This window comes from Methanosarcina sp. UBA289 (assembly GCA_002496565.1).
Taxonomy (GTDB): Archaea; Halobacteriota; Methanosarcinia; order Methanosarcinales; family Methanosarcinaceae; genus Methanosarcina.
In genome coordinates, this window is sequence record DAKJ01000018.1 from 33,208 (window position 1) to 57,179 (window position 23,972).

General features: G+C 42.8%; 20 protein-coding genes. 4 read left to right on the top strand and 16 right to left on the bottom strand.

What is annotated here, in order from left to right; genetic code table 11:
* Nucleotides 1-103: 103 nt before the first annotated feature.
* Nucleotides 104-1,282: a cell division protein FtsZ gene (ftsZ, locus tag BP549_RS08045; protein WP_292379675.1), complete on the bottom strand. Its 1,179-nt coding sequence runs from the start codon at nt 1,280-1,282 to the stop codon at nt 104-106.
* Between the two features lie 995 nt (nt 1,283-2,277).
* Here ftsZ and BP549_RS08050 point away from each other — a divergent pair.
* Entirely contained in the window at nt 2,278-2,940 is a 663-nt protein-coding gene (locus BP549_RS08050) for an HAD family hydrolase (protein ID WP_292371559.1), read from the top strand.
* Nucleotides 2,941-2,987: 47 nt separating this feature from the next.
* Here the strand turns inward: BP549_RS08050 and BP549_RS08055 are convergent, their stop codons facing one another.
* The 12 genes from BP549_RS08055 to cdhA form a co-directional block, all read right to left on the bottom strand.
* Nucleotides 2,988-4,901: a beta-CASP ribonuclease aCPSF1 gene (locus BP549_RS08055; RefSeq protein ID WP_292371561.1), complete on the bottom strand. Its 1,914-nt coding sequence runs from the start codon at nt 4,899-4,901 to the stop codon at nt 2,988-2,990.
* A gap of 111 nt (nt 4,902-5,012) precedes the next feature.
* Nucleotides 5,013-5,648, bottom strand: a complete 636-nt coding sequence (gene psmB / locus BP549_RS08060; RefSeq protein ID WP_292371562.1) for an archaeal proteasome endopeptidase complex subunit beta — start codon at nt 5,646-5,648, stop codon at nt 5,013-5,015.
* A gap of 266 nt (nt 5,649-5,914) precedes the next feature.
* Nucleotides 5,915-6,427, bottom strand: a complete 513-nt coding sequence (locus BP549_RS08065) for an HDIG domain-containing metalloprotein (protein WP_292371563.1) — start codon at nt 6,425-6,427, stop codon at nt 5,915-5,917.
* Nucleotides 6,428-6,437: 10 nt separating this feature from the next.
* Nucleotides 6,438-6,932: a transcription factor gene (locus BP549_RS08070; protein WP_292371565.1), complete on the bottom strand. Its 495-nt coding sequence runs from the start codon at nt 6,930-6,932 to the stop codon at nt 6,438-6,440.
* A 118-nt stretch (nt 6,933-7,050) separates the two neighbouring features.
* Complete coding sequence (locus tag BP549_RS08075) at nt 7,051-8,268, bottom strand: ATP-grasp domain-containing protein (RefSeq protein ID WP_292379677.1); 1,218 nt, start codon at nt 8,266-8,268, stop codon at nt 7,051-7,053.
* The gene (locus tag BP549_RS08080) at nt 8,265-9,329 is read right to left on the bottom strand and encodes a 60S ribosomal export protein NMD3 (RefSeq protein ID WP_292379679.1); all 1,065 of its coding nucleotides are present in this window, start codon (nt 9,327-9,329) and stop codon (nt 8,265-8,267) included. Before BP549_RS08080 ends, BP549_RS08075 begins: the two co-directional genes overlap by 4 nt.
* Before the next feature lie 527 nt (nt 9,330-9,856).
* The gene (gene acsC, locus BP549_RS08085) at nt 9,857-11,269 is read right to left on the bottom strand and encodes an acetyl-CoA decarbonylase/synthase complex subunit gamma (protein WP_292371570.1); all 1,413 of its coding nucleotides are present in this window, start codon (nt 11,267-11,269) and stop codon (nt 9,857-9,859) included.
* 3 nt (nt 11,270-11,272) lie between these two features.
* The gene (gene cdhD / locus BP549_RS08090) at nt 11,273-12,604 is read right to left on the bottom strand and encodes a CO dehydrogenase/acetyl-CoA synthase subunit delta (protein WP_292371572.1); all 1,332 of its coding nucleotides are present in this window, start codon (nt 12,602-12,604) and stop codon (nt 11,273-11,275) included.
* A gap of 240 nt (nt 12,605-12,844) precedes the next feature.
* Nucleotides 12,845-13,606: an AAA family ATPase gene (locus tag BP549_RS08095; RefSeq protein WP_292371574.1), complete on the bottom strand. Its 762-nt coding sequence runs from the start codon at nt 13,604-13,606 to the stop codon at nt 12,845-12,847.
* A gap of 63 nt (nt 13,607-13,669) precedes the next feature.
* On the bottom strand, nt 13,670-15,091 hold the full coding sequence (cdhC, locus tag BP549_RS08100; protein ID WP_292371576.1) for a CO dehydrogenase/CO-methylating acetyl-CoA synthase complex subunit beta: 1,422 nt from the start codon (nt 15,089-15,091) through the stop codon (nt 13,670-13,672).
* 24 nt (nt 15,092-15,115) lie between these two features.
* Entirely contained in the window at nt 15,116-15,628 is a 513-nt protein-coding gene (cdhB, locus tag BP549_RS08105; protein WP_292379682.1) for a CO dehydrogenase/acetyl-CoA synthase complex subunit epsilon, read from the bottom strand.
* A 2-nt stretch (nt 15,629-15,630) separates the two neighbouring features.
* Nucleotides 15,631-18,057 carry a CO dehydrogenase/acetyl-CoA synthase complex subunit alpha gene (cdhA, locus tag BP549_RS08110; protein WP_292371580.1) on the bottom strand — a complete coding sequence of 809 codons (2,427 nt, stop codon included), beginning with the start codon at nt 18,055-18,057 and terminating at the stop codon, nt 15,631-15,633.
* Between the two features lie 1,453 nt (nt 18,058-19,510).
* On the opposite strand from cdhA, the gene BP549_RS08115 reads away from it, so the two are divergent.
* The 3 genes from BP549_RS08115 to BP549_RS08125 all read left to right on the top strand — a co-directional run bounded on the left by BP549_RS08115 (nt 19,511) and on the right by BP549_RS08125 (nt 21,528).
* On the top strand, nt 19,511-20,134 hold the full coding sequence (locus tag BP549_RS08115) for a rhomboid family intramembrane serine protease (RefSeq protein WP_292379684.1): 624 nt from the start codon (nt 19,511-19,513) through the stop codon (nt 20,132-20,134).
* Nucleotides 20,128-20,550 (top strand): hypothetical protein, encoded by a 423-nt coding sequence (locus tag BP549_RS08120; RefSeq protein ID WP_292379686.1) that lies wholly within the window; start codon nt 20,128-20,130, stop codon nt 20,548-20,550. Before BP549_RS08115 ends, BP549_RS08120 begins: the two co-directional genes overlap by 7 nt.
* A 393-nt stretch (nt 20,551-20,943) precedes the next feature.
* Nucleotides 20,944-21,528 carry a TIGR00288 family NYN domain-containing protein gene (locus BP549_RS08125; RefSeq protein ID WP_292379688.1) on the top strand — a complete coding sequence of 195 codons (585 nt, stop codon included), beginning with the start codon at nt 20,944-20,946 and terminating at the stop codon, nt 21,526-21,528.
* Between the two features lie 378 nt (nt 21,529-21,906).
* Here the strand turns inward: BP549_RS08125 and BP549_RS08130 are convergent, their stop codons facing one another.
* The 3 genes from BP549_RS08130 to BP549_RS08140 form a co-directional block, all read right to left on the bottom strand.
* Nucleotides 21,907-22,884, bottom strand: coding sequence for a methanogenesis marker 12 protein (locus BP549_RS08130; protein WP_292379690.1), 978 nt, complete (start codon nt 22,882-22,884; stop codon nt 21,907-21,909).
* Between the two features lie 23 nt (nt 22,885-22,907).
* Nucleotides 22,908-23,261, bottom strand: coding sequence for a DUF2103 domain-containing protein (locus BP549_RS08135; protein ID WP_292380769.1), 354 nt, complete (start codon nt 23,259-23,261; stop codon nt 22,908-22,910).
* Between the two features lie 261 nt (nt 23,262-23,522).
* On the bottom strand, nt 23,523-23,960 hold the full coding sequence (locus tag BP549_RS08140; RefSeq protein ID WP_292379692.1) for an ACT domain-containing protein: 438 nt from the start codon (nt 23,958-23,960) through the stop codon (nt 23,523-23,525).
* Nucleotides 23,961-23,972 lie beyond the last annotated feature (12 nt).

Genomic DNA, 23,972 nt, shown 5'->3' on the forward strand with positions numbered 1-23,972 from the left:
GCTAATAAAAAAGAGTATCTGTTTGAAACGCATCAGTAAAAAGTATAAGGGATGAAAAAACCCGAATTTTTCAGCTTTGAGAATTCGGGCTTTTACATGAGATTTAATTAATAAAATCAATGATTGAGTCGTCATGTTTCTTTCTAAGGGGCCCTGCAGTATTCCTTAATCGGTCTGCCGTCATTCTTCCGAACCTTCTTTCCTGCACGGAGTCCGCTTCGGATCTGGGCTCCAGAATTCCGGATGCTGCCTGAGGGCCAAGGATCTGGGCAGACTGCACACCTGTCATGATGGCCATTACCCTGACCTTACCTTCATAGTCCTCTCGGACTCTTGCGCCCCAGATGACATTTGCATTTGGAGAGAGTTCATAGGTAAGCATGGAGGCGATTTCCTCGGCTTCCTTGAGGCTGAGATCAGGCCCACCGGTTACATGGACAAGACTTCCGGTTGCACCCTTATAGTCAACGTCAAGCAGGGGATGGTTTAAGGCAGTCCGCACTACCTCGGTGCTCTTGTCCTGGCTTTTTGACTCACCTACAAGCATAACCGCAACTCCGCCGCAGCTCATGATAGTTCTGATATCGGCGTAGTCGAGGTTTATCAGAGAGGGCACTGTGATAGTCTCTGTAATTCCCTTTACGGTCTCAGCAATTAGCTGGTCCATTACAGAAAAAGCCTGATCTATAGGAAGGTTTGGCACGTAATTAAGCAGTCTGTTATTATCCAGGACAATTACGGTATCGGCTGCCCTTCGCAGGTCTTCAAGTCCTTCTTCGGCTTTAAAGATTCGAGCCCTCTCAACTCTGAAGGGGCTGGAGACCATTCCTACAACAATTGCTCCCTGCTCTTTTGCCACTTCAGCAACTACAGGAGCAACGCCAGTTCCGGTACCTCCGCCTAACCCTGCAGTGACGAAAACAAGGTCAACATCCTTTAACACTTCTTCAAGCGTGCCCCTTGCAAGTTCTGCAGCTTTCTTTCCGGTCTCGGGGTAGCCGCCCGCTCCTAGTCCCCTCGTGAGAGTTTTTCCCACGAGTATCTTCTTGTCAGCTCTTACATTATCAAGGTGCTGCTTATCGGTATTGATACAGACCGTTTCCGCACCTTCAATTCCCATGTTATAGAGACGGTTTACAGTGTTGTTCCCGGCACCCCCACATCCAACAATCATGATTCGTGGTTGCCCGAATTCTTCAAAGTCGTCATCAGAGGAGGAATTCTTCCGATATTCCTTCTCTTTTTCGCTGAATTTCATTGCTTCCTGTACTATTGATTGCAATTCTATCCCCTCGATTGGATCTGTGTCTAATTGCTACATTTGACTCCCCACCCTTTACATCGGGGGCCACATATCTTTTAATATTTTGAGTGGAGTTATGAGATAATCGATAAGAACTTATCAAAGATTTTCATCCGACATCTTTAATAAGTTGGCACTCTGCCGAACTTAAATATTTCGGACTTATTTAAACAATATTCTTAAATTGTTTATCAAGTTTAAATATGTCACCCATAAATCTCATATATTCACTCTTTTACTTCCTTTAACATTTACTTCTCAAAGATGAAGGGTGAGGGACTACCAAAATGTTTATATACACCAATTTAATTTTTTGTTAAAAGTTTCATTTTTCTCAGCAAAGCTCTCCTGATTATTCGAGTTAGGGCAATTTTTCGATCTCATTTTCTGTATTCTTTTGACGCCACACTTGATTTCAGGAGCTAACATGCAGTCCTGTCATTTGTTTTCTATGAAACTGTTAATTAGAGTTTTACAATTTAATGAGACTGATTATATTATTACTTTTAACTAGAATTACCCTCTTAAAATCTGTTTCGGTATTATTCAGGAATTTCGAGGCTCTTGCTAGATTTTTTGAGTTAATATTTTCTAGATTAATATAAATATTTCCATATTTGAAATATACAGTCAATAGGATCCAGTTTATCTCCTAAATATTATTTGTATAGAAAGCTTTGAATTAATTTCTTTAGTATATTTGTATTGGGAAGTATGGTTAGGAAAGTGCATTAAAAATTGATAGAGTGATAAAAACATAAAAAGAGTACTAAATCAATGAGAAATATGTTAAATTCATAAAAATATGTAAATTTACGAAAAATGCATTTTAAAGATAAAACCCTATCTGGAATTTTCCGGGAAAACTTTAAGGCTTCAAAGCCACTTTACCTTTAATTCTTAGGGATCTCAGATACCTTATTCCTCTGGAATCTTAATTCCAATCACAAGTTTTTAATTTTGGAGTCAGAATCGTGTTAAAGGCATTAATTTTCGATATGGATGGCGTTCTCGTGGATTCCATGCCCTTCCATGCGGCAGCCTGGAAAAAGGCTTTCCTTGACATAGGAATGGAAATTCAGGACCGAGATATTTATGCAATTGAAGGTTCAAATCCTAGGAACGGCCTTCCTTTGCTTATCCGGAAAGCCAGAAAAGAACCAGAAGCATATGATTTTGAAACTATTACCTCAATCTACAGGCAAGAATTCAAACGGATTTTTGAGCTGAAAGCTTTCGATGGAATGAAAGAGTGCCTTGAAGTCCTTAAAACTCGTTTTCTGCTCTCAGTAGTCTCTGGCTCTGACCATCTTATTGTTCATGAGATTATTGACAAGCTTTTTCCCGAAGTATTCGATATTGTGGTTACAGGAGACGATATTAAGAACCCAAAACCTTATCCGGATCCTTTTCTTAAAGCTGTTGAGCTCCTTAATGTCCAAAGGGAAGAATGTATAGTAATAGAAAATGCAATTCTGGGCGTAGAAGCTGCAAAAAAAGCCGAAATTTATTGCATCGGTATTCCCACATATCTGGATCCTTCACAGCTTGACAGAGCAGACCTTGTAGTAGGAGATCACAGACAGCTAATGCAACATCTTCTAAGTCTTGAGCCTGCTAATGGGTTCAGGTTATGAAAAAATTTATTATATTTTCAAAAAAAGAATATAGACCCCTGAAGGGGTCACAGTAACCTTACGGTTTCAAGGTTTGTAAGAGCCCTTGTCTCAATCTTCAGTTTCTTGTAAATCGAACTTGCCAGGTCAACACAGGCTTTTTCATCCCCATGCTCGGTAAATACCCTTTCGGGACGGGGCTGCATCCTCTTGACGTAATCCATAAGCTGTCTCCTATCGGAGTGACCTGAGAAACCATCAACTACCTGGACTTCCATGTTCAGCTTCAGGATTTCGGTGCTTCCGCCCTTACCTGTCATGGGGATTTCTTTCCATCCTTTCTGGATTCTGCGTCCGATTGTTCCGTCGGCCTGATACCCTACAAATACCAGAGAATTGCGCTGGTCTTCGGCAAAGGCTTTGAAATAGTCCATAACCGGCCCTCCGTTCATCATTCCCGAGGTCGCGAGAATGACACAGGGATGAGGATTCTGAATTATCTTCTGGCGCATGTCATGTGAATCAACAGGCTTGAAACATTCGGATAAGAAGGGATTCTGACCTTTCTGGAAGATCAATTTCCTAAGGTCGTTGTTCAGGTATTCAGGATGTGTAGCATGAATCGCCGTCGCTTCCCAGATCATTCCGTCCAGATAGACCGGAACTTCAGGAATCAGCCCTTTTCTTATGGACTCTTCAAGCACTATCATAACTTCCTGGCTTCGACCGACTGCAAAAGCCGGGATGACACAGATTCCTCCCCTTTCAACCGTATTCTTAACTACCATCTGTAGATGCCTTTCGGCATCTTTAAGTGAGGGCTGGAAAGCATTAGAATTCCCATAAGTAGCTTCACTGACGACAGTCTCAACTCTCGGAAACTTATTGACAGCAGGATCAAAAAGCCGCGTTTTCTCATATTTGTAGTCTCCTGTAAAGACTACGTTATGGAGCCCGTCTCCAATATGGAAATGAGAAATAGCCGATCCCAGAATATGACCTGCATTATGGAAAGTCAGTTTGATATCAGGAGCAATATCCGTTACTTCCTCATAGTCCAGAGGAATCGTGTGTTTGAGGGTTTTTGCTATCATGCCTGACTCGTAGGGAATCTTCTTCCCTTCTTTTGCGGCCACGTCGATGTAGTCGAGCTGAAGCAGCACCATGAGATCCCTTGTAGGTGGCGTGCAGTAAACAGGCCCTTCATACCCATATTTGAAAAGCAAAGGAACAAGCCCCTGATGATCCAGGTGGGCGTGAGTAACTATCACGGCATCTATCTGGTTTAAGGGAAAAACTTCAGGAACATAAAGATAAGGAGTCATGTTTTCGTCCGAACCCACATTGACTCCACAATCAATAAGGATTCTGGACTCTGGAGTCGATAGCAGGAAACAACTCCGCCCTACTTCTTTACACCCCCCAAGCGATGTAACCCTTACCCACTGATCTTTTGATGTACATTCTTTGTGAATTTTCCTCCCCACGGATTTAAGGATTTCTTTTCTTTCCTTGAGGTTGTTTCTCATGAACTCCCTAATATTTTTAACTGTGCGGGATTTGATAGGAGGAGTCCGCACAACCTTCGGAATCCAGCCAATCTGCTTTGTGATCTCACGGAGAGTAGCTCCATGCTTACCTATCACAAGCCCAGGCTTTTCAGCTTCAATAATTACTTCTCCAGAATCGGGATCAAAATAATAGCTCGAGATTCCGGATTCATTTGGAACAACTTCTTCGATTATAGAAATAGAGTCTTCAGGAGTTGCGAGCACCCTGGGATCAGGGCGCATGGCAATCCGCGTCCTAAGTTCTTTTGCCAGGTTGCGAATAATGTTCCCGTCGTCTGCGAATTTGCGAGGCTCTTCAGTATATAGCACAAGCTGAGGCCCTTCAAATTCCACATCGGTAATTGTAACTCCCGCGGGTAGGTTTTTCTCAATTTTTTGTTTGAGGTCTAATAGCACGTCTTCAATAGGCATCAAAAATCTTCCTTTTTGTCAAAAAATGAAAAAATATATAGATATTGGAAAAAACAATGGGTTGAAAAAGATGTTAGTTTAATGTCAAAATAAAAAAACCAACAATTTAAGTTATTTAGCTAATAAAGCTCTTCTGGATTTTACTTCTTCAGGATCCAGCCTCTTGAATGCCTCCTTGGTAATTACCACTACATCGATATTCTCTCCAGATGCTGAGTCCCTTTTGGTTGCATTGTGGATCGCGCGGATGGCAAGGTCAAGCCCTTCTTTTACAGTCATCTCTTCTCTGTACTGGTCCTCAAGCACACCATATGCCATAGGAGAACCGGAACCTGTAGCCGAGATCCTTGTTTCTTCGATGCTGCCTCCAAGGGCATCCAGTGAGTAAATAGCAGGCCCATTTTTGTCAACCCCTCCTATAAGGAGCTGAACCATCATGGGATAGTAGCGGTTGGCATTTAAGAAGTTTGACATTAAAGTTGCAATACCTTTTATTGTCATGGATTCGTTCCTGCGCATTTTGTAGAGTTGTGACTCTACATTTACGAGCCGCACAAGCTGCTGGGCATCCCCTACCGAACCGGCAGTGGTCATTGCAACAAGGTCGTCAATCTGGTAAACCTTCTTTGCAGTTTTACTTGCGATGAAATTCCCCATTGTGGCTCTCTGTTCGCTTGCGAGCACGATACCATCGGTACAAACTACTCCTACGGTAGTTGTGCCCTTTAGATATTTGTCATTATCCATAAACATACCCTCATAATAAGTTAAAAATGAGAAAATGTCGCTAAAAAAAATGTTTTAGTGAGGTAAGTATTTTTAACTTAAATAGCAGGATTTAGCACTTCATTATCTCATTATTAATATCGCTATATATAAGTTTTCCTTCTCTTTTTTATTGAACGCGTCTAAATTTAAATTCGAAGGAAGATTTGGTAAAATAATTTTCTCTCTTTTTGTATACAGGAGATTCAGGTCTCCTGATATCCCTGATATCATGAAAAATCCAAAATTTAAAGAAAAAGTCCCTCGACCTCTTCAGCAAGTTTATTTACTCTCTGAATCACATTTTCTGGCACTTCTTGCTTATGCATGAGCGCAATTCTCTCAGCTACAGTGATTCTGCTCGTTCCCTTAACAAGGTTATCGGCGTGAGCAACTATTTTTTCCTCAAGGCTTCGCGGAAAATAATCATCCTCCGGTAGCCCTAACATCTTTGCCTCTTCTTTTGAGATCCCTGCTCCGATATGTCTTTTTATTATTTCGGAAATTTCTGACTCAATTCCCCTGGTTCTAGCTAGCCTGTACCCTTCTACCGCATGATCGATTTTATGAGTTTTACATCTTCCAAAATCATGAAGAAGAGCCCCGACTTCTACCAGCTCCGGGTTTACGTTATGTCCTACTGCTTCTGCTTTATTTGCAATCTCAACTGCTAGCGATGCGACTTCCTTACAGTGCTCTATTACATTTGGAGCACATCCAGTTTCCTCAAGTAGCTTTATTGCTTCGGCTCGGGTAATCAAGGTAGATCACTTACACTGGACTGAGAGCATCTACACGTTTTTTCAGGACATCAATAAAATTAGAATTATCATAGAAGACCAGGTCTTCTCCGCATATCGGGCAAAGAAACTCGGTTTCCGTAGCTTCGTCAAAAAGAAGGCGAACGCATCCCTGAGGGCACATATAGAAAACATTGTTTTCTTCAAATTCAAGGCGAGTTTTCAGGTTGCGGAGCAATTTTCTTTTTTCCTTCATAAGCTGGTGTTCTATGTCAGAGAAATCCAGGCGCCAGAGGTATGTTAACCACCCACTGTTTGAGTCCCTCTCCCTGCGGCAGATTGCAAATTTATTTTCGTTTAATATGAAGAGCGTCCTCCTTACGGTGTTCAACAGAACCCCGGTCTTTTCTGCAATTTCTTCATCCGTAACCTCGCCTTCAGGCATACTTTCTATCATTTGCAGCCCTTCTTCCCCTACAAGGCTCATGAGATATCCTCTAATTACCTTGTCATTCATATCAACCAATATATTCACCTCGAAAATACCAGTATGAATTGGACATACCAGTATTAAAATTTACATTCCCATTTTCCGGAAACATTTTTAGCCAGAAAAAGTTGAACTTTTCTAACCCTTTGATTTTTTACATATTTTCGGCAAATCTCAGGTATTTTTCATTTTTCTGGTTTTCAATAAAAGTCATTATCCTATTTGTCCCTCTTTTAAGTGACAGAACTGCCTCTTCCCTGGTAGAGGTGTATGCGAACAGGGAGGTAAGAGGCCCATCAGGTTCTGCAACAGTTCCCTGGGAAGGAATATCAGTGCCTTTTTCCCTCACAATGAGGTCCATGAGCTTTCTGTCTATAAAAAGTTCTCGATCCGAGTAGATAATTCCTCGTGCAGCAAAACATTTAGCTTTGGGTTTTTCAGGAAGTTCTCCTTTAAAGCAGCCAGCATGGGCCTCAAAAAGGTTAATATTCATCGCCTTCTCGACAGTATCGAGACTTCCCTGGAACCTTGGGTTTATTTCAAGTACTACAGGCCCTTTCTTCGAAGCCATGAAATCCACTCCGTTTGAGCCCAGGAGCTTGAAGTCAAGCACCAGTTCTTCAGCAAGGGATTCCATCTCCTCGGCTTGATCGGTTCTGAAAGGAGTTATATTTCCGCAATAAGCAAAGGGCAGCCGTGATAGCCAGGGAATCCCTATTAGCTGTTCATTTACAGCCACTGATAACGATTCGTTTTTTGTAGATAGCAAGGAGACACTTGAGGGGATTCCTTCCAGAAACTCCTGAATAACAACTGTCTTTTCTGTAAGTTCCGGATTCAGCCCGTGTAGTTCCTCAAGGATAGCTAAAAGCTCCTGTTTGTTCCGGGCAGTCCGGTTGAAAATTCCTCCCCCGCCTGAAGCTGGCTTAACCATAACCGGATATTCTATTGCATCCAGCTCTTCCGGAGAATAGCAACATGGGTGAGGAATTCCAAGGGCTTCAAGCCTTTTTGAGAGATAAAGTTTGTCTGAAGCCTTCTGCATGGCATCCGGACTGCTTGCAAGTACGGGACAAGAAAACTCGTTATGGTCAAGTGTTTCCAGTCCTGAGCCAAGAACAAGGGCATCAAAATCAAGCCCAAACTCAGCCATCTGAGCCTTTATCCGGGAAGCTTCGAGCTGGTGAAGCTCCTGTATGGTTCTGCACTCCAGAAATGTCGATGAATATGCGCATTCCTGCAGGTCAAGGTCACAGAAAGCATCTATAGAGCAGACCGTATAGCCAGCCCGGCTTGCAGAGCAGACAATATTCCGGGTATTAAATCCGATTACAAGGATATTCTGCATGTTTCCTCTTTCTTGACCTTTCATTTCGCCTGCGGAATCTCAGAATGTGCCAGTGCAAAGATTCCATAGTGGGTCTTTAGGACAGGAATTTCGCTTCCTGCCTCTGCATTGAACGACATAGGCTTCTTTATGGCAACGGTCTCATATGTTTCAGGGTCGAGTACCAGAATTGCGTTGTCTTCGATTGAAACCAGCACTGTTAAAACAGCATCCCCCATATTACCTATTTTCTCTGCACTTTTCAATTCTTCGGGGGTTGAGATAAATCTGGAGCCATCCTCAAGGGAAGTTCCGTTAACCTTTTTTCCGGAACTCTTAATCTGGATAATCTTTCCTCTGAACCTGATCACATCCCCTGGCTTGAATTCGGGAAGACGCACAGAGAAGGTAATCCTGTAAAGATTCTTTCCATCTTTCATTCCCACCAGAGTAGGAGATTCGGAAAAACTGCCTCCAAGTTCAGAGGTAATTAGCCGACAGAGTTGCCTGCTGGCATTCATGGAACCCATGTAAAGGTCTACCCCTTCCTTTTGCTCCACTACCTCGCTTATAAATGCAAGTCTATCGCCTTTTTTTCTCATGCTCTCCATGACTTCCCTGGCGATAACCATGCAGCGCCTGTTCTCTTCTTCGGTAGGAAACCTGCCTGATGCTCTGATCTGGATAATTGCTTCAAAGTAGCCTCCGGATTCCCTGCTGCACATATCGCAAGCTGTCCGCTGAATCCTGGCCTCAGTCTCAGCTTCAGCATGCACCGACTCTTCCCTGACCACTGCATCGACTTCGGCTCTTACCTTATATATATAGGGCGTAATCTCCTTGGGTTCTAGATAAACTTCCACATCTCCAGCTTCGTTGTGGATGAAAAGGGCATCTTCTACGGCCTTTAGCACCACATCTTCAAGATTACCAACATCTTCCCACCGGCCTCTATGAAAGTGTGATCCACAAGTTGAACATATCCTTACATGGAGTACATGGGGCAATTCAATCAGTTTGAAAGTCTCAAAAAAGCAGTCCTTGCAAACTGAATCAAAGAGCCTGTAACATTCTCTGCCGCATCTCGGGCATGTGATAAAATTCATCTGTAATCCTTACTTATAGTCTTCTTGGAATAGTAATAGTTTTTTGAATAAGTCTTCTTGATTAAGTCTTCTTGAATAATAATTTTATTGAGTAAGTTTTTTCGAACAAACTTCTTGAATAATAGTCTTCCTAGAAGAGTAATTTTTGAAATTCTCAGGAAGAAAAGTTCCTGTAATAAACTTAAGCAATTGACCTGTTAAGCCTACTCATGCTATTTAAAAGTATATTCACATATATTACACTATGAAATAAAGGAAAGTTAACACGGCAGGATACGACGATTTGGATAAGACGCCACAATAGCCAAATGGCTAGAAAGAATTAATAGGAAACCAAAAACTGAGAAGCTATACCTAATGGGATGAATAAATATATAAAATTTACCGAGATGAATCCAGCGCAGCTTCTTGAAGAAGCAAAACTAGAACAGAAAGAGGCGTGTGTATGAATGGTCAAAACGTACTTTAAAAATGAAAAAGTTCCGTGCCAAAAGACACGGATCTATGTTTTCAATTCGCATTCGGATTTATTGTTTTGGAGGCCAGTTCTTTTCCATAAAGCCAGGGAGCCTTCCGGAGTCCATTGGGCCCACAAGAACCTTTGTACCGAGTTTGTCCTCAAGGTCACCCTGGAGACGGGCAGCAAGACCCGGAGTAATTACGGTGTTGTGGGTAACATCTTTCTTGAGGTCAAAGCCTGACTTCTCAAAGGCGTCCTTTACTTTGTCAGCGGTCAGCTGACCACCGGCAACAGATGCTTCCACACCGATACCATCGGTGTTAACTGCAAGCAGCCAGCAGTTGATGCCGTTTGAGGCAAGATCGCTCTCTACTGTGTAGTAGGTAAGAGCAAAGTTTGTTGTGAAGAGAACTGGGGAGTTCTCGTCTGGAGTTCCTACCTTGTACATCTTCGAGTCCACAGCGACAGGAGACCTCGGGTCGGTGTAGATTGTCTCGGCCAGGTGTACTTCGGGCATGGTGGCATATGGATCCATGCTGTGGAGAAGCATAATGTCTCCGTACCTGATGGTAAAGACCGAGGCAAGAACTGTTTCCCAGTAGGAGGCACTGATAGGGTCCGAAATTCCAGACATCCAGGCAGTAAGCGGCATAGCCATGATTGGATATGCGATCTCGGTATCCCCCATAATACCTGCTCTCCTGATCTTCAGGAAGTTGGTAAAGGTGTCTTTCAGGCCTTTACCAGTTGGGTAGGTTCCTGGGTCGAGAACAATGTCCTTAATACCTGCTTCTGCAAAGGTTTTTGCGAGGCTCTTAAGTGCATCAAGGTCGTTGAAAGCTGAGACTACGACAGGCACCTTATATTCAAGGGCCAGTTCTCCTACTTCCTTCCAATTGTCTTTGTTTGCAGCATAAAGCAGAGGGTTCTTGTCCTTTGCAACCTCAAGTCCTGCCTTCAGAACTGCAGGGTTAAAGGAACAGAGAATCACTGGCAGTTCTGTGCTTTCAATAACTTTCTTGACAGCTGCTGCAAACTTTGCAGGGTCATTGGATGCAGCTCTTATTGCCACACCGTCAAGTAGCAAGTTGCGTCCAACGTAGAACTTTTTGTAGTCAGTAATTTTCTTAACTCTTTCAACAAGGGCAGCTTCTTCCATTGTATCAGTAACATCGAAGAACATCTTTGTCTTGTTGAAGAAGGTCAGCTTGTGACGGTAAAGCACATCGTCGCCACCAATCTTGGCTACTCTGTCGCCTACACCTATTGCAACTTCACGAATTTCCGGGGCAAGGAGCTTGTCAAGCTCTGCGAGTTTCTTTGCAAACTTCTTCTCCTTAATAAGGGGTGGGCAGTCTGTTGTCTTCCCGGATCTGTCGATCAGCTTGGAGGCAAATGCCATACAGGTAGGCTCACCACATTCTCCACAGTTGGTCTGAGGAAGGTATTTGTAAGCTTCTAATGGGCTGTTTATTTTCATGTTTTACACCCCCGATCCGATCCAGTTAGCAAGGTCAATAGGCTCTGCTTCAATTGTACCGAAAAGGGTCTGAGTTATGTGCTTCAGGACAGCAACCGAAGTTGGGTGCATCATCATGAAGAGGTCGTTCCCTGCAATGGCAAGAGAGAGACCTGTAACGATTTCCCAGATCGGTCCTCTGTATTCTCTGGGACCCCAATCCGAGTCTTCCTTAAGTGGGGAGCTAACCATCCAGGATTCACGGGCACCCCATGCATTGGTAGTACCTGAGGACATTGGGAAGGTCAGTTCCTCATCACCCATAAGGGCTGCAAGTCGGATACGTTCCATGTTGGTGTAAGCATAGTCAAGACCATACCCAAGAGCTGCAGTTGTCGGGTCCATAATGATCCTGTCTCTGGGTACATTGCACTGCTTCATAAGCTTCCTGTTTAATTCCTTCTGGGCGTTCATGTCCAGCTGAGTCCAGGATAGTACGTCATGGTCATATTTTAATGCGGCTTCTGCAATTGCAGCATAGTCTAGGTTCAGACTGGCAGATGCAAGAAGACAGCGCTCGCCTTCAGCAACTTCTGCGGCTTTTGCAAGAACCAGTGGATCTTTCTGTGGGTTACCAGAACCGCCGATTGCGATTGGCACATCAACAGCCTGTAGGACTTCTTCCACAGTCTTGGCTGCTTCCTTGGCCGGTGTATCTTTAACCAGTGGGTCGGTTGAAATCAGGTGGATTGTGATCATGTCGGCGTTGAACTTTTCAACGTTCTTCTTTGCCCATTCTCCGGGGCTGTCCATGACCTCATCATAGTTCTCCTTGACAGCTTTTGCAAGCCCGATTCTCATATCGAATACGTCAATGGTAACCTGGTTCCTGTTGGGCATTGGAGCATCAGGGAAGAATGGAAGGGCTTTTTCGCCACCAACTACCACTCTCTTGCCACGGCTTCCACCATCTGCAGAGGTGTTGCCTATTGGAACTTCCTGGATCTGGGTTGTCCATTCTTCTATATTTGAGAAGTCAAACTTGGAAGGAATGAGATCCTTGAATTTCGGGGCTGCCAGAGCAGGGGAAACTGCAGGAGCAGCTGCGGAGGCACCAGCTGCGGGGGCACCACCAAAGCCTACAGGAACACCAAATATGCCAGCGAGTCTTGCGAAGTGCTGTGCAAGTACTGCATTTTCTTGTCCAAGGATAGCAGCAAGCATGGGGTCAAAGCCGCCTCCAAGTCCACTGAGATCAAGCTCAATGTCCCCTTCTATGGTTACACCTTCAAGAGATAGTATTTCTACATCCTTGAACATGTCTGTCATTTCTGATAACTTAACTTTCTTTGCCATGTAAACCTCACCTTTTCCGTAAGTTTTCCGTTTTGATGAGTGACTGTATAAATAAAGATATAATACAGATTTTACTTCCAGATTCTTCCCTTATATGGAAAGAAGGATTGGGGCGAAGTAAATCCTATTCCATTATTTCACATGATTTTGAATACTGTTTCAAGCCATTAAAACGGCCACAGGAATCCATTTTTTCCGGCACGGTCTTCTACAATATTAGAGGTTCAAAAAAAACTGGGATTAGAACCCCAGTTTTTTTACAATACTTTCGATTTCTACTGCAGCAACCGAGTCATCCGGGATCTCGAAGAGAGGTACGCCTTTTATATCCATTTCCTCGATTTTCGGGTCGAGTGGGATCATACCTATCATGTTAAGTTTCAAATCCTCGGCCAGTTTGACAAGCTTTTCACTGTTAGTATCTGTAACCTTGTTTGCAATAACGTGAATTCTACCAACATTTGAGTCCAGTTCATCCACAAGTTCGTGAATTCTTTCAGCAGTCCTGAATCCCCTTCGAGAGGCGTCTGTTACAACAATAAGATCATCGATGTCCCGGATAATTTTCCGGCTGAAATGCTCAAGCCCTGCCTCTGCATCAATGATAACTACCTCGTAATTCGTGATCAGTTTATCCATAATGCCCCGGAGGAGGTTATTTACATAACAGTAACAGCCTGAGCCTTCGGGTCGGCCCATGACCAGGAGATCATAACCCGGCATTTCTTCAATGATCTCATAAACCTTGCTTTTAAGTACCGCCTCTTTATTCATATCGGGATTGTCAGGTCTTGGTTTGGTGATTTCAGCCTGTAAATATTCCTTTGCATCCCCGATTGTTTTTACATCCTCACAGCCAAGGGTCTCAGGCAGGTTAGTATCTGCATCTGCATCAACTGCCAGTAGAAACTTACCTTTTTTGGAAAGGGAGCGGATCAGAAGAGCCGCTACCGCTGTTTTACCAGTTCCACCTTTTCCCGTTATTGCAATTACTTTTGTCACAGAATACCCCATTGGATTGTTTTTCGTCTTAGGCGATTGCCTGTCGTCACTCAATCATTTTTATTACTTCTTCTCGCTGATGACCATTCTGTCAATGGAGATCTTTGCCTTCTTGAAGGTGATCTTTATTCCACCAGCTTTACCAGCAGACATCATTGGCATTGAAGCCATTGCAGGCATCTGGAAGCCAGCTGCAGGCATCATCATTGGAGCTGCTGCAACAGCTACTTCCTCTGCTTCTTCCTCTTCTTCCTCTTCTTCCTCTTCTTCCTCTTCCGCAGCTGCCCAGGTAGCAACAACCGGGTGGTTCTTCTCCTGCAGGAATGCTTTCAGGGACTCAATGTCAGTTGCATCATTCTCAGTTGCAATCTTGTCTTTGATGTCATCAGGAATAGTTTCGGCGATCTTTTCCTTGAGCATGGATGGGAGCCAGACAACTCTGTTCCAGCCACCATCAGCCTGGATGAACTTCGGGGAGTAGAAATAGTTGACACCAATACCGAGGAAACCTACGATCTGCTTTCCACCGCCTGTTTGACCAGCCATAGTGGAGAAGCCAAGCCCATTGGGAGCCATTCCCTGGTATTCTCTGTTAACCCAGCCGATACCATCAACTTCAGGAATATAGAATCCGACTACTTCGAAGCAGCCACAGGAGGTGTGTGGGGAATCGAAGAAGGAGTGGAGTTTAATCTTGTCGAACTCACCACTGGAAAGCTTCTTGGCAATGTCGTTGACACCAGAGTACTCACCGGTCTTGGCATCGAGAAGTTCACCCTTGTCAATCGAGAACTGTGGGCCTTCTGGATCTACTTTTGCTGCTGCACGGCCGTCGAACCAGTTAATTGCACCACATAAGGAAACTCTGTCAGGGGAAACTACACAGACGTTGGTCGGAGCAAAGGACTGGCAGAGAGTGCATCCATAGAAGACGTCGACATCCTCGTCGTGGAGGTCCTTTGTTCTGGCATCTCTTGCCTTGAAAATCTCCTTTGCTTCTACCATCTGTTTCTCGACTTCAGCCTGGTCAGTGTAGAAGGTCACCTGCATCTTCTCAATAAAGGGAAGCTCGGTCTTGAAGAGCATCATGACAGCTTTTCCGAAAGGCTCGAAGGAGTCCAGCTTTGCAGCTGTATCCTTGGAGACTCTCATCCAGACATCGTACCTCTGGTTCAGGTGCATAATGCCCTGGCAGTAGTTAATGAAGTCGTGAACACGCCTTTCGACGACAGACTCGAGGTCAGGCTCTACAAGTTCTCCGCCGATGTTGAAGATCATTGCCCAGGGGTAGGTCTTGCCCTCTTCCATTTCCTTGATGTCGGGACCAACAATTGTAACCTTATCGTCTACGATCTCATCCATGGGTTTTGCACGGACAAGTTCCAGACCCAGGGATTTCGGGCCACCGAGTTCAACGAACATTCCTTCCTTTCTTACTCTTTCTCCTTCAAACATTGGGGAAATCTCAAATGGGAATTCTGCCATTATATTTCGCCTCCTAAATAAAATTTATAAAAGGTCAATTACCTCGTCCAGTGCTGCAATGTGATCTGCCCTGCTAAGATTTCCAAAGGACATTGTTGCATTCTGGATGTAGCTCTTGTCTATCGAAATTGCTTTTACATCACTGAAGTTCTTAGTTGCTGACAGTACCTGGTTGATGTAGTACTTCTTGTGGCCCAGGAGTATGATTGTATCATAGTTTCCATTGCCATCAAGCCCTGGCCAGTTAGGATCTGTCAGATAGAAGCCAAGTGCGTGCAGGTTGATGTACTTGGCATTGACACCCTTGTCTACAAAACCAATCATTGAGCTGCCGGTTGCTGCAATAGGGATGTTCTTTGCTTTTGCGATCTTCACTGCACGGTCCAGAACCTCGGGGTCGAGAACTCCGGTTCCAACTACAAAAAGTGGCCTCTTAGCCTTTGAAATAAGCTTGGCAGCTATTTCTGTGCTTATGGCTTTTGAGGTCTTTACACCATAGGTGGTAAACAACTTTGTATTCTTGGTAGTGTCAACCATCTTCAGGCCTCCTTGCAAAGTCTCTTAAGGTTAGTCGGCTGTGAAGATACATCGAACTTAATTGACGGACCGGAAATAATCTTCTTCTTCTTCCAGTCTATTTCCCATCCGTGCTCGGATTCAAGCATCTTCAGGAGCATTTCACGCTTGGCGAGTGGGAGATCAGCTTCACTCCTGACAAACTTCCACCAGTCATCGGGTAGCACACCAAGATATTTTTCACTGATTTCCAGCCAGTGGGTCAATTTGATGGATCTGCCCATGTTATTGTCAGATACACGGATACAGTTCTTTGCCAGCATTACACAGGCTTCCTGCCAGGTTTCTGCAGTGGTAAGGAGGAACTCTGGAGATGGCGGAATAGCCAGTTCTGAACCATTTCTGCTGTCGTAAAGTTTCCACTTGCTGTCGTCATAGGTTTTTGCGATCAGGGCTCTCCTGTATTTACCGCTGTGAGGACCGACTATTGCAGGAATACCGTATATGTTACATCCAGTACCGATAGCTGCTGCCTTCTGGGAGTATGCACCCCATGCAAGTCCTACTGCACCAATACGGTTGAGTGAGTAGTCTGCAATCTCGGCGAGGTTACCTGAAAGGTTTCGACCTGCAAAGATTCCAGCGACCTTGTGGCATGTAGCTGAAATGTGAGCGTTCGAAACACAGGATCCGGTGTTGAAGATGTTACCTCTCTCGAATCTGCCTGGGAACCTCTCGTAGAGAGTCTTGCCGTCAGCATCCTTGTACATACCGATGTCCATTGCAGAACATCCAGAAACTGCAACGATGTAGTTCCTGTTAAGGAATTCTTCTGCGATGTTGTATACGTCCTTGGTGCCTGCAGGGAAGTTAGAACATCCGATAATTGCAATAACACCCGGGGTAGTACCCATAACCAGATTCAGACCTTCTGCCCTGATTTCTGGATCGCTTACCTGACCTCTTCCTGCTCTTACAAAGCCTTTCTCTTCGGCAATTGCCTTCTGGGCAGCCTTCTCGATCAGGCTCAGGACGGGGATTTCCTTGTTACAGACCTGCTCGCACCTGCGGCAGCCTACACAAAGGTCATGCAGCTCTTCCAGAGCAGAGTAGTCTTCTCCCTTAGCTGCTGCAATTGCTGCAGGGATTGCCAGCTCTTCTGGGCATGCCAGTGCGCATTCTCCACATTCTGCACACTTGGAAACGAGGGCTTTCATTTCGTCGTCTGTGGGGATGGCTGAGAGTCCTTCAGCTTCGCGGATTGGAGCCATGGCCTGAGCAACCTTAGGCACAAGTTCTCCCAGTTTCTCGTAGTCCAGCATTACACAGCCTGGGATCGTGCCACTTACCAGGTCTTTTACGATTGCATCTACGTCATCGTTGGTCCTGTCTGGCAAGCCATACATGATCTTTTCATTGGATGCGATGATCGGGATCTTAAGCTTCTTTCCTTCCTCAACGAGATCAGCTCTTACACACTGTTCGTCAAGAACGATTACATCAGGAATTCCGGAGCGTACAATCTTCAGTTCCTTTGAAATGGTACCGACAATCTTTGCATAGGGGGCTTTCCGGTCTTCTCTCTTGTACCTGGTCATGTCGAATGCGGTACAGCAGAGACCTCCGATTTCCATCTTGTCAGTCAGGCCATTGTCTTCCATGTAGTCCATGATGTAGGTGACACCAGCAACGTTGTGCCCGATGGCAATAATGACTGGCTTTGAAGCATCAATCGTCCCCATACCTACTTCAACAAGAGGAGCCTCTGGGTCGGATTTTGGGAAGCCGAGTGCAGTAACCTGTGCAATATCGGAAACTTCCATACCTACGTGGTCAAGATATCCGGCCATCATTGCCTTGTTATCATAGTCAATTGCTGCTGCTTCCTGTCCTGCATGTACGGTTGCAAGTAGCTGGCCTACCTCTTCTTCGACATATTCCATTATGGGTTTGAGTTCGCCAAGGGTCTTCGGCTGCCGACCTGTGACAAGCTGAATATTGGGGGCAATGACATTTGAAGCTCCCATGTTAATCGGCATATCTTCGCCAAAAAGATCAATAATGTGATCGAGCAAGTGGCGGCCATGGGCACTGTGACATGCACAGCCTGTGAGGCAGCGCAGGAAGAACTCTCTTGCAGCCTGACCTTTCATGTCAATACCGCAGGCGCCCCTCTTGTTTCCTTCCAGGTTACACGGTCCAAAGGTACAGTAGCAACACTGATCACACATGGGGGTGTAGACCGGCTCATAGCGGTCAAACAGTGTAAAACTCCAGTCCCTTAATGTAGCGATTGAGGGGAAGGGGGTCGGACCCATCGGGCCAAGTTCTTCTTTTACTTCTTTTGCTTCTTTGGCAACCTCCTTTGCTGCCCCTACAATATTGTTAATAGTGATCTGAACAGATTCCAGATCTTCTATAGAAAAACTCCCGGTAGTTAGTTTGCTCATTTGAGCGTTACCTCCTAAATTTGTTTAAAGTCGACTTTACCAAGACGATTGCAATTATCATACTCGGCATATTTATCATGATTATAAATTATATATTTTGCCGTCTGCTTTAAAGTACAATCGTTTAAATATGTGCTTTTCTGGTAAGACGCTTTTAGCTATTTCTTTTAACTATTAAGTAGTATACCAGCGTTTTTTCAAATAAAGCGTTTTTATAGGAAATATTTCCATGTAAAAGTCGTTTTTAGGGGCTTAATTACGCTTCAAAAATGTTTTTACGCCCTTTTGCTCAAAAAAACCGTTTTTGCCAACGATTGAGACCTTAATCTTAAGCAGAGGTCGCTACCGATGGATAATAAACACTAATTAAATGTCTTAACGTACCAAATCTATATAACATTTTCTAATTTGTAACACGCTATTTCGAGAAGGGTAAAATGGTAATATTCGAAATCAGTCGACTATAAAAATTTATTTAAATTTATTACGTGATAGACAAATTAGTGTCTATTAATGTCGTTTTTTCAGAAAAATAGAGAGTAGTACTTGTATTTTCGTATTCGGTGCTATTAATTGTTATTAATTTACTTTTTTTTCGCTTCTAAAACAAAAATTTTTATAAATATTTGTTACTGAATGTTATACTAATCAATAGACAAAACTTGTTTTTCATGAGAATATAATAATTATAAATATAAGTCAAATTTTATAAGATAGATACAAAAAATAAACAGAAAATTATTTATAGGCTTAGGATTGATAGGAGATTTTACACAGTAAACGCCGTAAACTATTTTTGTGTTTTTTAAGGAAAGACATAAATATTATTTACTCAATTGAATATTAATTAAGATATTTTCTAATTTAAATAATAAAAATATCAATTAAAATAGTATTGAAACACTCTTAAACATACAAATTCTTGGATATTAATAATATTCCAAAAGAATTGAGTTTGTATCCTTCCAGAGTTTAAAACTTCAGTTTATTTTATTTAAGATATCAAATAAAGAACCGGATTATTCAGTATATGCTTTTGGCAATAGAATCCTTATAACTGAGAGGTTCCTAAACAAAGCTATCCGGGAGCTTTAGACTTAATTTCAAAAAACTTAAATTATAAGTTCTTTGATTTAATATCGTAACCGGTTATTAGTAAAAAATCTGTTCAAAAACTACAAGATACGATATGTTTCACATATTTAGTCATCTATTTCAACCTTCAAGGATGGAAATATACTCAAGCTAGAGGAATTGAAATAATAAAAAAGACTTACACACATGAAGTAAAAAATCAAGTACTAGACATTGTGATTTAAACATATATTTTAAGCAGTAAAATGTCTGATGCTATTGATATTTTCAGTTCAGCTGTGTGAATCCTATATAAATCGGAGAGTAGTTAGAAATATGTTTGACCTTAACGCATCTTACATTCCTGGAGGTGGAACAGGTGGCAGGTAAAGATTCTATATTCACCAGCCCGTCGATGGCAATTATTTCCCTCTGCACACTTTCATTCTTCTTAGAAATGGTTCCAGGAATAGGTTACATCTATATAGACGCTTTTCAGTTTGACCCAAATTATCTTGTGACAAGGCCGTGGACGCTTGTTACATACATATTTCTGCACAATGGTTTATTGCATCTTTTATTCAATATGCTTGTCCTGTACTTTTTTGGAACTGCACTTGAAAAGCGGGTCGGGAACAGACAGCTTCTGGCAATTTTTTTCACCGCTGGGATTCTATCAGCAATAGGATATACCTTTTTAAGTCGGCCAGTTTTCAATATCTCTCCTGTTCCGATGGTTGGTGCAAGCGGAGCTATTTATGGGGTCTTTGCAGCCCTTACAATGCTTGAGCCGGACATTCGTGTCTACGTTTACTTTGTCCCAATGAAGCTGAAATATGCCCTCGTGCTTTTTGCTCTCCTTGATTTTCTTATGGTTAATTCATCGGACATGATAGCTCATACAGCTCACCTTAGCGGTCTCTTTGTCGGCCTCTATATGGGTCTCCGAATAAAGAAAATTCAGGAAAATGCTCTAAGATCAAGGTATATCGGCAGGTGGTAAGTCTGGAAGGGGATAACCTTCTAGAAGGCACATACTATTATCCAAGACCCGAGCCAGGAGAGAAAAACCCTATCCTGATTTTGAATTTCAGGAGACTATTTGCAGCCTGGTCTCCAGAGTTTAAAAAAACTCTGTACTTTGAAAAACCACCTGAAGATGAAAAACTGAAAAGAGTAAGAGAAATTATTCTTCTCCAGGTTTATGATTGGCTCGCGGGCAGGGAAGGGGTGATAGAACTTACTGACCAGGAGTTTGAACAGTTCATGAAAGTATATGAGGCTTTTTTGGAGAAACTTGGAGAAATCCAGTACATAAGGCGTAAAAAAGGACGAAAAATGGAAAATACCTTTGAGCTCAAGGAATCTCCATATATCATTCGAGAAGTAAAAAAAGGAAACTTTTCCGACAATTTATAACTATTAAATTATATAGTAGACCTTTATAGATCGAGACTTTATCCTTCCAGAGTTTCTTCCTACCTTTTTTCACAGAAAGAGTTCCAGTTTTTCAATCCAATCATTTACAGAAGGATAAATTTGTAAACCTTGGTTGTATTAATATGCAAATGTTTTACTACAGAAAAGCATATAAAGTATTTATCGGATTGTATGCAAAATTGCGGTATCAAGATATAAATCTTAGAAATTCGGAACTTTAAACCTCAAAAGCTTACGGCAGAAACATAAATTCGGTACGGCAGATTGGAGGCTGCTGAAAGTGTAGCTTCCGAGAGTTGGTGCTGTATTGCCTATGGCCAAAACCATAAAGTGAAGGTTCCGTGACCCGCAAGATCACAGAGGACATTAATAATGAAACCTGTAAAAAGCGGAATAGACTCTATCTCAAAATACCTCCGCTCGAAAAAAGAAGTTGGCAGGCGGAAAATAGGACTTTTAGTGGATGGTCCGAATATCCTCAGAAAAGAATTTGATGTAAATCTCGAGGAGATAAGGGATGTCCTGAAAGACTATGGAAATATCAAAATCGGGCGAGTTTTCCTTAACCAGTACGCCTCTGACAAGCTTGTGGAAGCTATTGAAAATCATGGGCTTGAACCTATAATCTGTTCAAGTGATGTTGATGTGCGCCTCGCGGTAGAGGGCATGGAGCTAGTATATAACCCTAATATTGACACTCTTGCGATCGTTACAAGAGATGCAGACTTCAAGCCGTTGTTGAACAAAGCAAATGAGCACGGAAAAGAGACTATTATTTTCGGAGTTGAACCCGGTTTTTCCACAGCCCTCAAGAATTCTGCGGACTATGTTATTCTTATGAAGAAAGACAAAATGAGCAGTTATGATGAGTCCGATGGAATGGGACCAAGTGAAGGAAATATCGATAGATCAGAATATCAGGATAGTATATGTGAAGAATCCATAGAAAAGACCTGATTTATGCCTGTCCTTTTATATAAAAGAGGGTAAAACCACTGAATCTTTAACTCAGAGGATATAAGCGTCAACTTTGATCTATTCATTATCGGATGACCATCTTTATCCATTTAAACTAATTCTACATTAAGCATAGATTAGCGAAAAACAAGCATCCTTTGCACAGATGTTAACCATCAGACATAACACTGGTCTTGAATAAACTCTTCGCATCCGGCTTATATTCATGTAAAAATAGGAGCGAGCGAAAAAAAGAGAAGTAGTAGGGCAAGAAATGCCCGAATTAAAGCTTGTTCGAGACTTAGATTATAGCCTGTGAAACAAGAAGTCACTAAGTCTTTAGCTGAGTGCTAGTTCACAATACTCCTTTCTCACTTTTTAAGGATAATTAACTTCTACGCCGAGGATTTCTTTTTCTCCGGCAAAAACATCCCGTGCGATCTCGGCACAGCCTATTGCAGCATGCCACTTTCCAAGATACTGGCATTCCTGCCCCAGGTGTGCACAGATTTTTTTCTGTGCATATTCGAATTCGCCTATGGATCCTGCAAGAAAAATATCTCCTATAGTCTCATAGTCCTTAAGAAGCAGCTGCATTGAAGCAATTTCCATGGCTGCAAATAGCGCAATAGTATCAAGGGCCAGGAGAGCAGGGCTTTCTTCTTTTTCGGCTGCACGGAGTAGTTCTTCCCTATCTTTATAAGGAGTCATTTTCAAAGCTCCTGCTTTTATAAAAGCCTGGTTTGCGGTGCAATATCTATTGTCCACATCCCTGATAGCTTGCAGGTCAAGAGGGCCGTGGTGAACGCCTGGGGCGAATATGCAAGCATCGATTGCCCCAATTACCTTCCCATCGGCAACAGCAAGAGTAACAGTATTTGAACTTATATCAGAAACCACGAAGTTCTTATAGCCAAGACACAGGATGTGGTAAGCAATTCCCAGCTTCTCAGGGCTTGTAAGATGAGAAAAGACTTTCATTCTGGAATCTACATTGCTCTCCATATGAAGACCGGGAATTGCTATTGCCGGAACTCCCGAATTCCAAATGGCATCAAAAACCCTTGTGCCTCCTCCGGTCTTTTTTCCTGCCCCTTCAATACTCTTGAGTCCTCTTTTTTCCAGGCTCCTTACATCCTTAATTGTGGAAAAACCATCTCCCATCGAGTACGTAAGTGCGATCAGGTCAATTGTCTCACGCCGAATTCCAAAATGTTCCTCAAGCGCAGTAAGAACTTCGTTTTCGGACATGGCCGCTGCCTCAGCCCTCTCAAGCTCAAAGGTCAGAGTATTTCCCCCTTCAATGAGAGCAAAGCGCATAGCAGTTGTGCCATGATCAATACCTATAAACCCCAATTACTAGTCTCTCCTTTAATGCCTCAGAGGGCAGTTTTTAAGATTTCATTCAGTTCATCCATAATTCTATCTCCCTCTTCAGCGGTCCCAACTGTTGTTACCAGTCTTATTTCCTGAAAACTCCTACCTTCAGAGAGCAATAGCCTCAAATTCCCTCTCGCATCCGCACGTAATATCTTTCCAGTCAGGCTTCCTCCTGCAACACCTTTTACAGAAATTACGGTTGGGATTACCTTTTTTACTTCAGGGTGCTGGCTTACAAGCTTTACAAGTTTTTTGCCAGTCCTTCCCCCGATAATTGTTGTATGGACTCCACCAAGCTTATTTTTTGAGGAACTTTGTGCGTTCTCTTGGAAGTTACTTTTATTTTCCTTCATTGTAGTCAAACCGGTGACCTGCTCCCCTGGCAACTTTTTTCACTTCGTATATATATCTTTTTATATTTATTATATATATATTTATCCGGTTAGAATTTCAAGGAAGTTTGCAGGATATAAACCTATTATGAAGGTTTTGCCCAGAAGCCGTAAAAAGAAGCCGCTCCAGAATCTTACGAAGACAAATATATCGGATTCTGGATAGTTTCGTTTTTCCTCTAAAAATGCTTTCTTTGCGGGAAAATCCGTTTTTCGTTAAAATCAGATCTTTTCCATTTCCTTCATGCTTATGAGCTTGATATTCTCTTCTTCAAGCGTTTTAATTGCCTTCTCAATATCATTTACCCTGACTATTAAAAGGGCTTTCTGATCCCTGGTGACAAAGGCATATGCATAATCAATATTGATCTTGGCTTTTCCAAATACTTCTGCAATACGGGACATACTGCCAGGGACATCATCCATTTCAATTCCCAGTACGTTGGTCTCGGAAACGGTGAACCCTGCATCGTGGAGTATACTGTGAGCATAATCGGACCTGTCCACAACCATGCGGATTATTCCGAAGTCCCCGGACTCGGCAATGGTAAAAGCTCTGATATTTATGCCGGCGCTTTTCAATTTATTTGCGACGTTTGCAAGTCTGCCAGGCTTATTTTCCGCAAAAAGGGAAATCTGCTTTATAATTTTATCTTCCATTCCAGCACCCAT

Excerpts from the sequence above, each read along its gene's own strand:
- BP549_RS08055 (WP_292371561.1), bottom strand. The coding sequence starts at position 4,901 with ATGCCTATTGAAGACGTGCTATTAGACCTCAAACAAAAAATTGAGAAA.
- psmB (WP_292371562.1), bottom strand. The coding sequence starts at position 5,648 with ATGGATAATGACAAATATCTAAAGGGCACAACTACCGTAGGAGTAGTT.
- BP549_RS08075 (WP_292379677.1), bottom strand. The coding sequence starts at position 8,268 with ATGAAAGGTCAAGAAAGAGGAAACATGCAGAATATCCTTGTAATCGGA.
- BP549_RS08080 (WP_292379679.1), bottom strand. The coding sequence starts at position 9,329 with ATGAATTTTATCACATGCCCGAGATGCGGCAGAGAATGTTACAGGCTC.
- acsC (WP_292371570.1), bottom strand. The coding sequence starts at position 11,269 with ATGAAAATAAACAGCCCATTAGAAGCTTACAAATACCTTCCTCAGACC.
- cdhD (WP_292371572.1), bottom strand. The coding sequence starts at position 12,604 with ATGGCAAAGAAAGTTAAGTTATCAGAAATGACAGACATGTTCAAGGAT.
- cdhC (WP_292371576.1), bottom strand. The coding sequence starts at position 15,091 with ATGGCAGAATTCCCATTTGAGATTTCCCCAATGTTTGAAGGAGAAAGA.
- cdhB (WP_292379682.1), bottom strand. The coding sequence starts at position 15,628 with ATGGTTGACACTACCAAGAATACAAAGTTGTTTACCACCTATGGTGTA.
- cdhA (WP_292371580.1), bottom strand. The coding sequence starts at position 18,057 with ATGAGCAAACTAACTACCGGGAGTTTTTCTATAGAAGATCTGGAATCT.
- BP549_RS08125 (WP_292379688.1), top strand. The coding sequence starts at position 20,944 with ATGAAACCTGTAAAAAGCGGAATAGACTCTATCTCAAAATACCTCCGC.
- BP549_RS08135 (WP_292380769.1), bottom strand. The coding sequence starts at position 23,261 with ATGAAGGAAAATAAAAGTAACTTCCAAGAGAACGCACAAAGTTCCTCA.
- BP549_RS08140 (WP_292379692.1), bottom strand. The coding sequence starts at position 23,960 with ATGGAAGATAAAATTATAAAGCAGATTTCCCTTTTTGCGGAAAATAAG.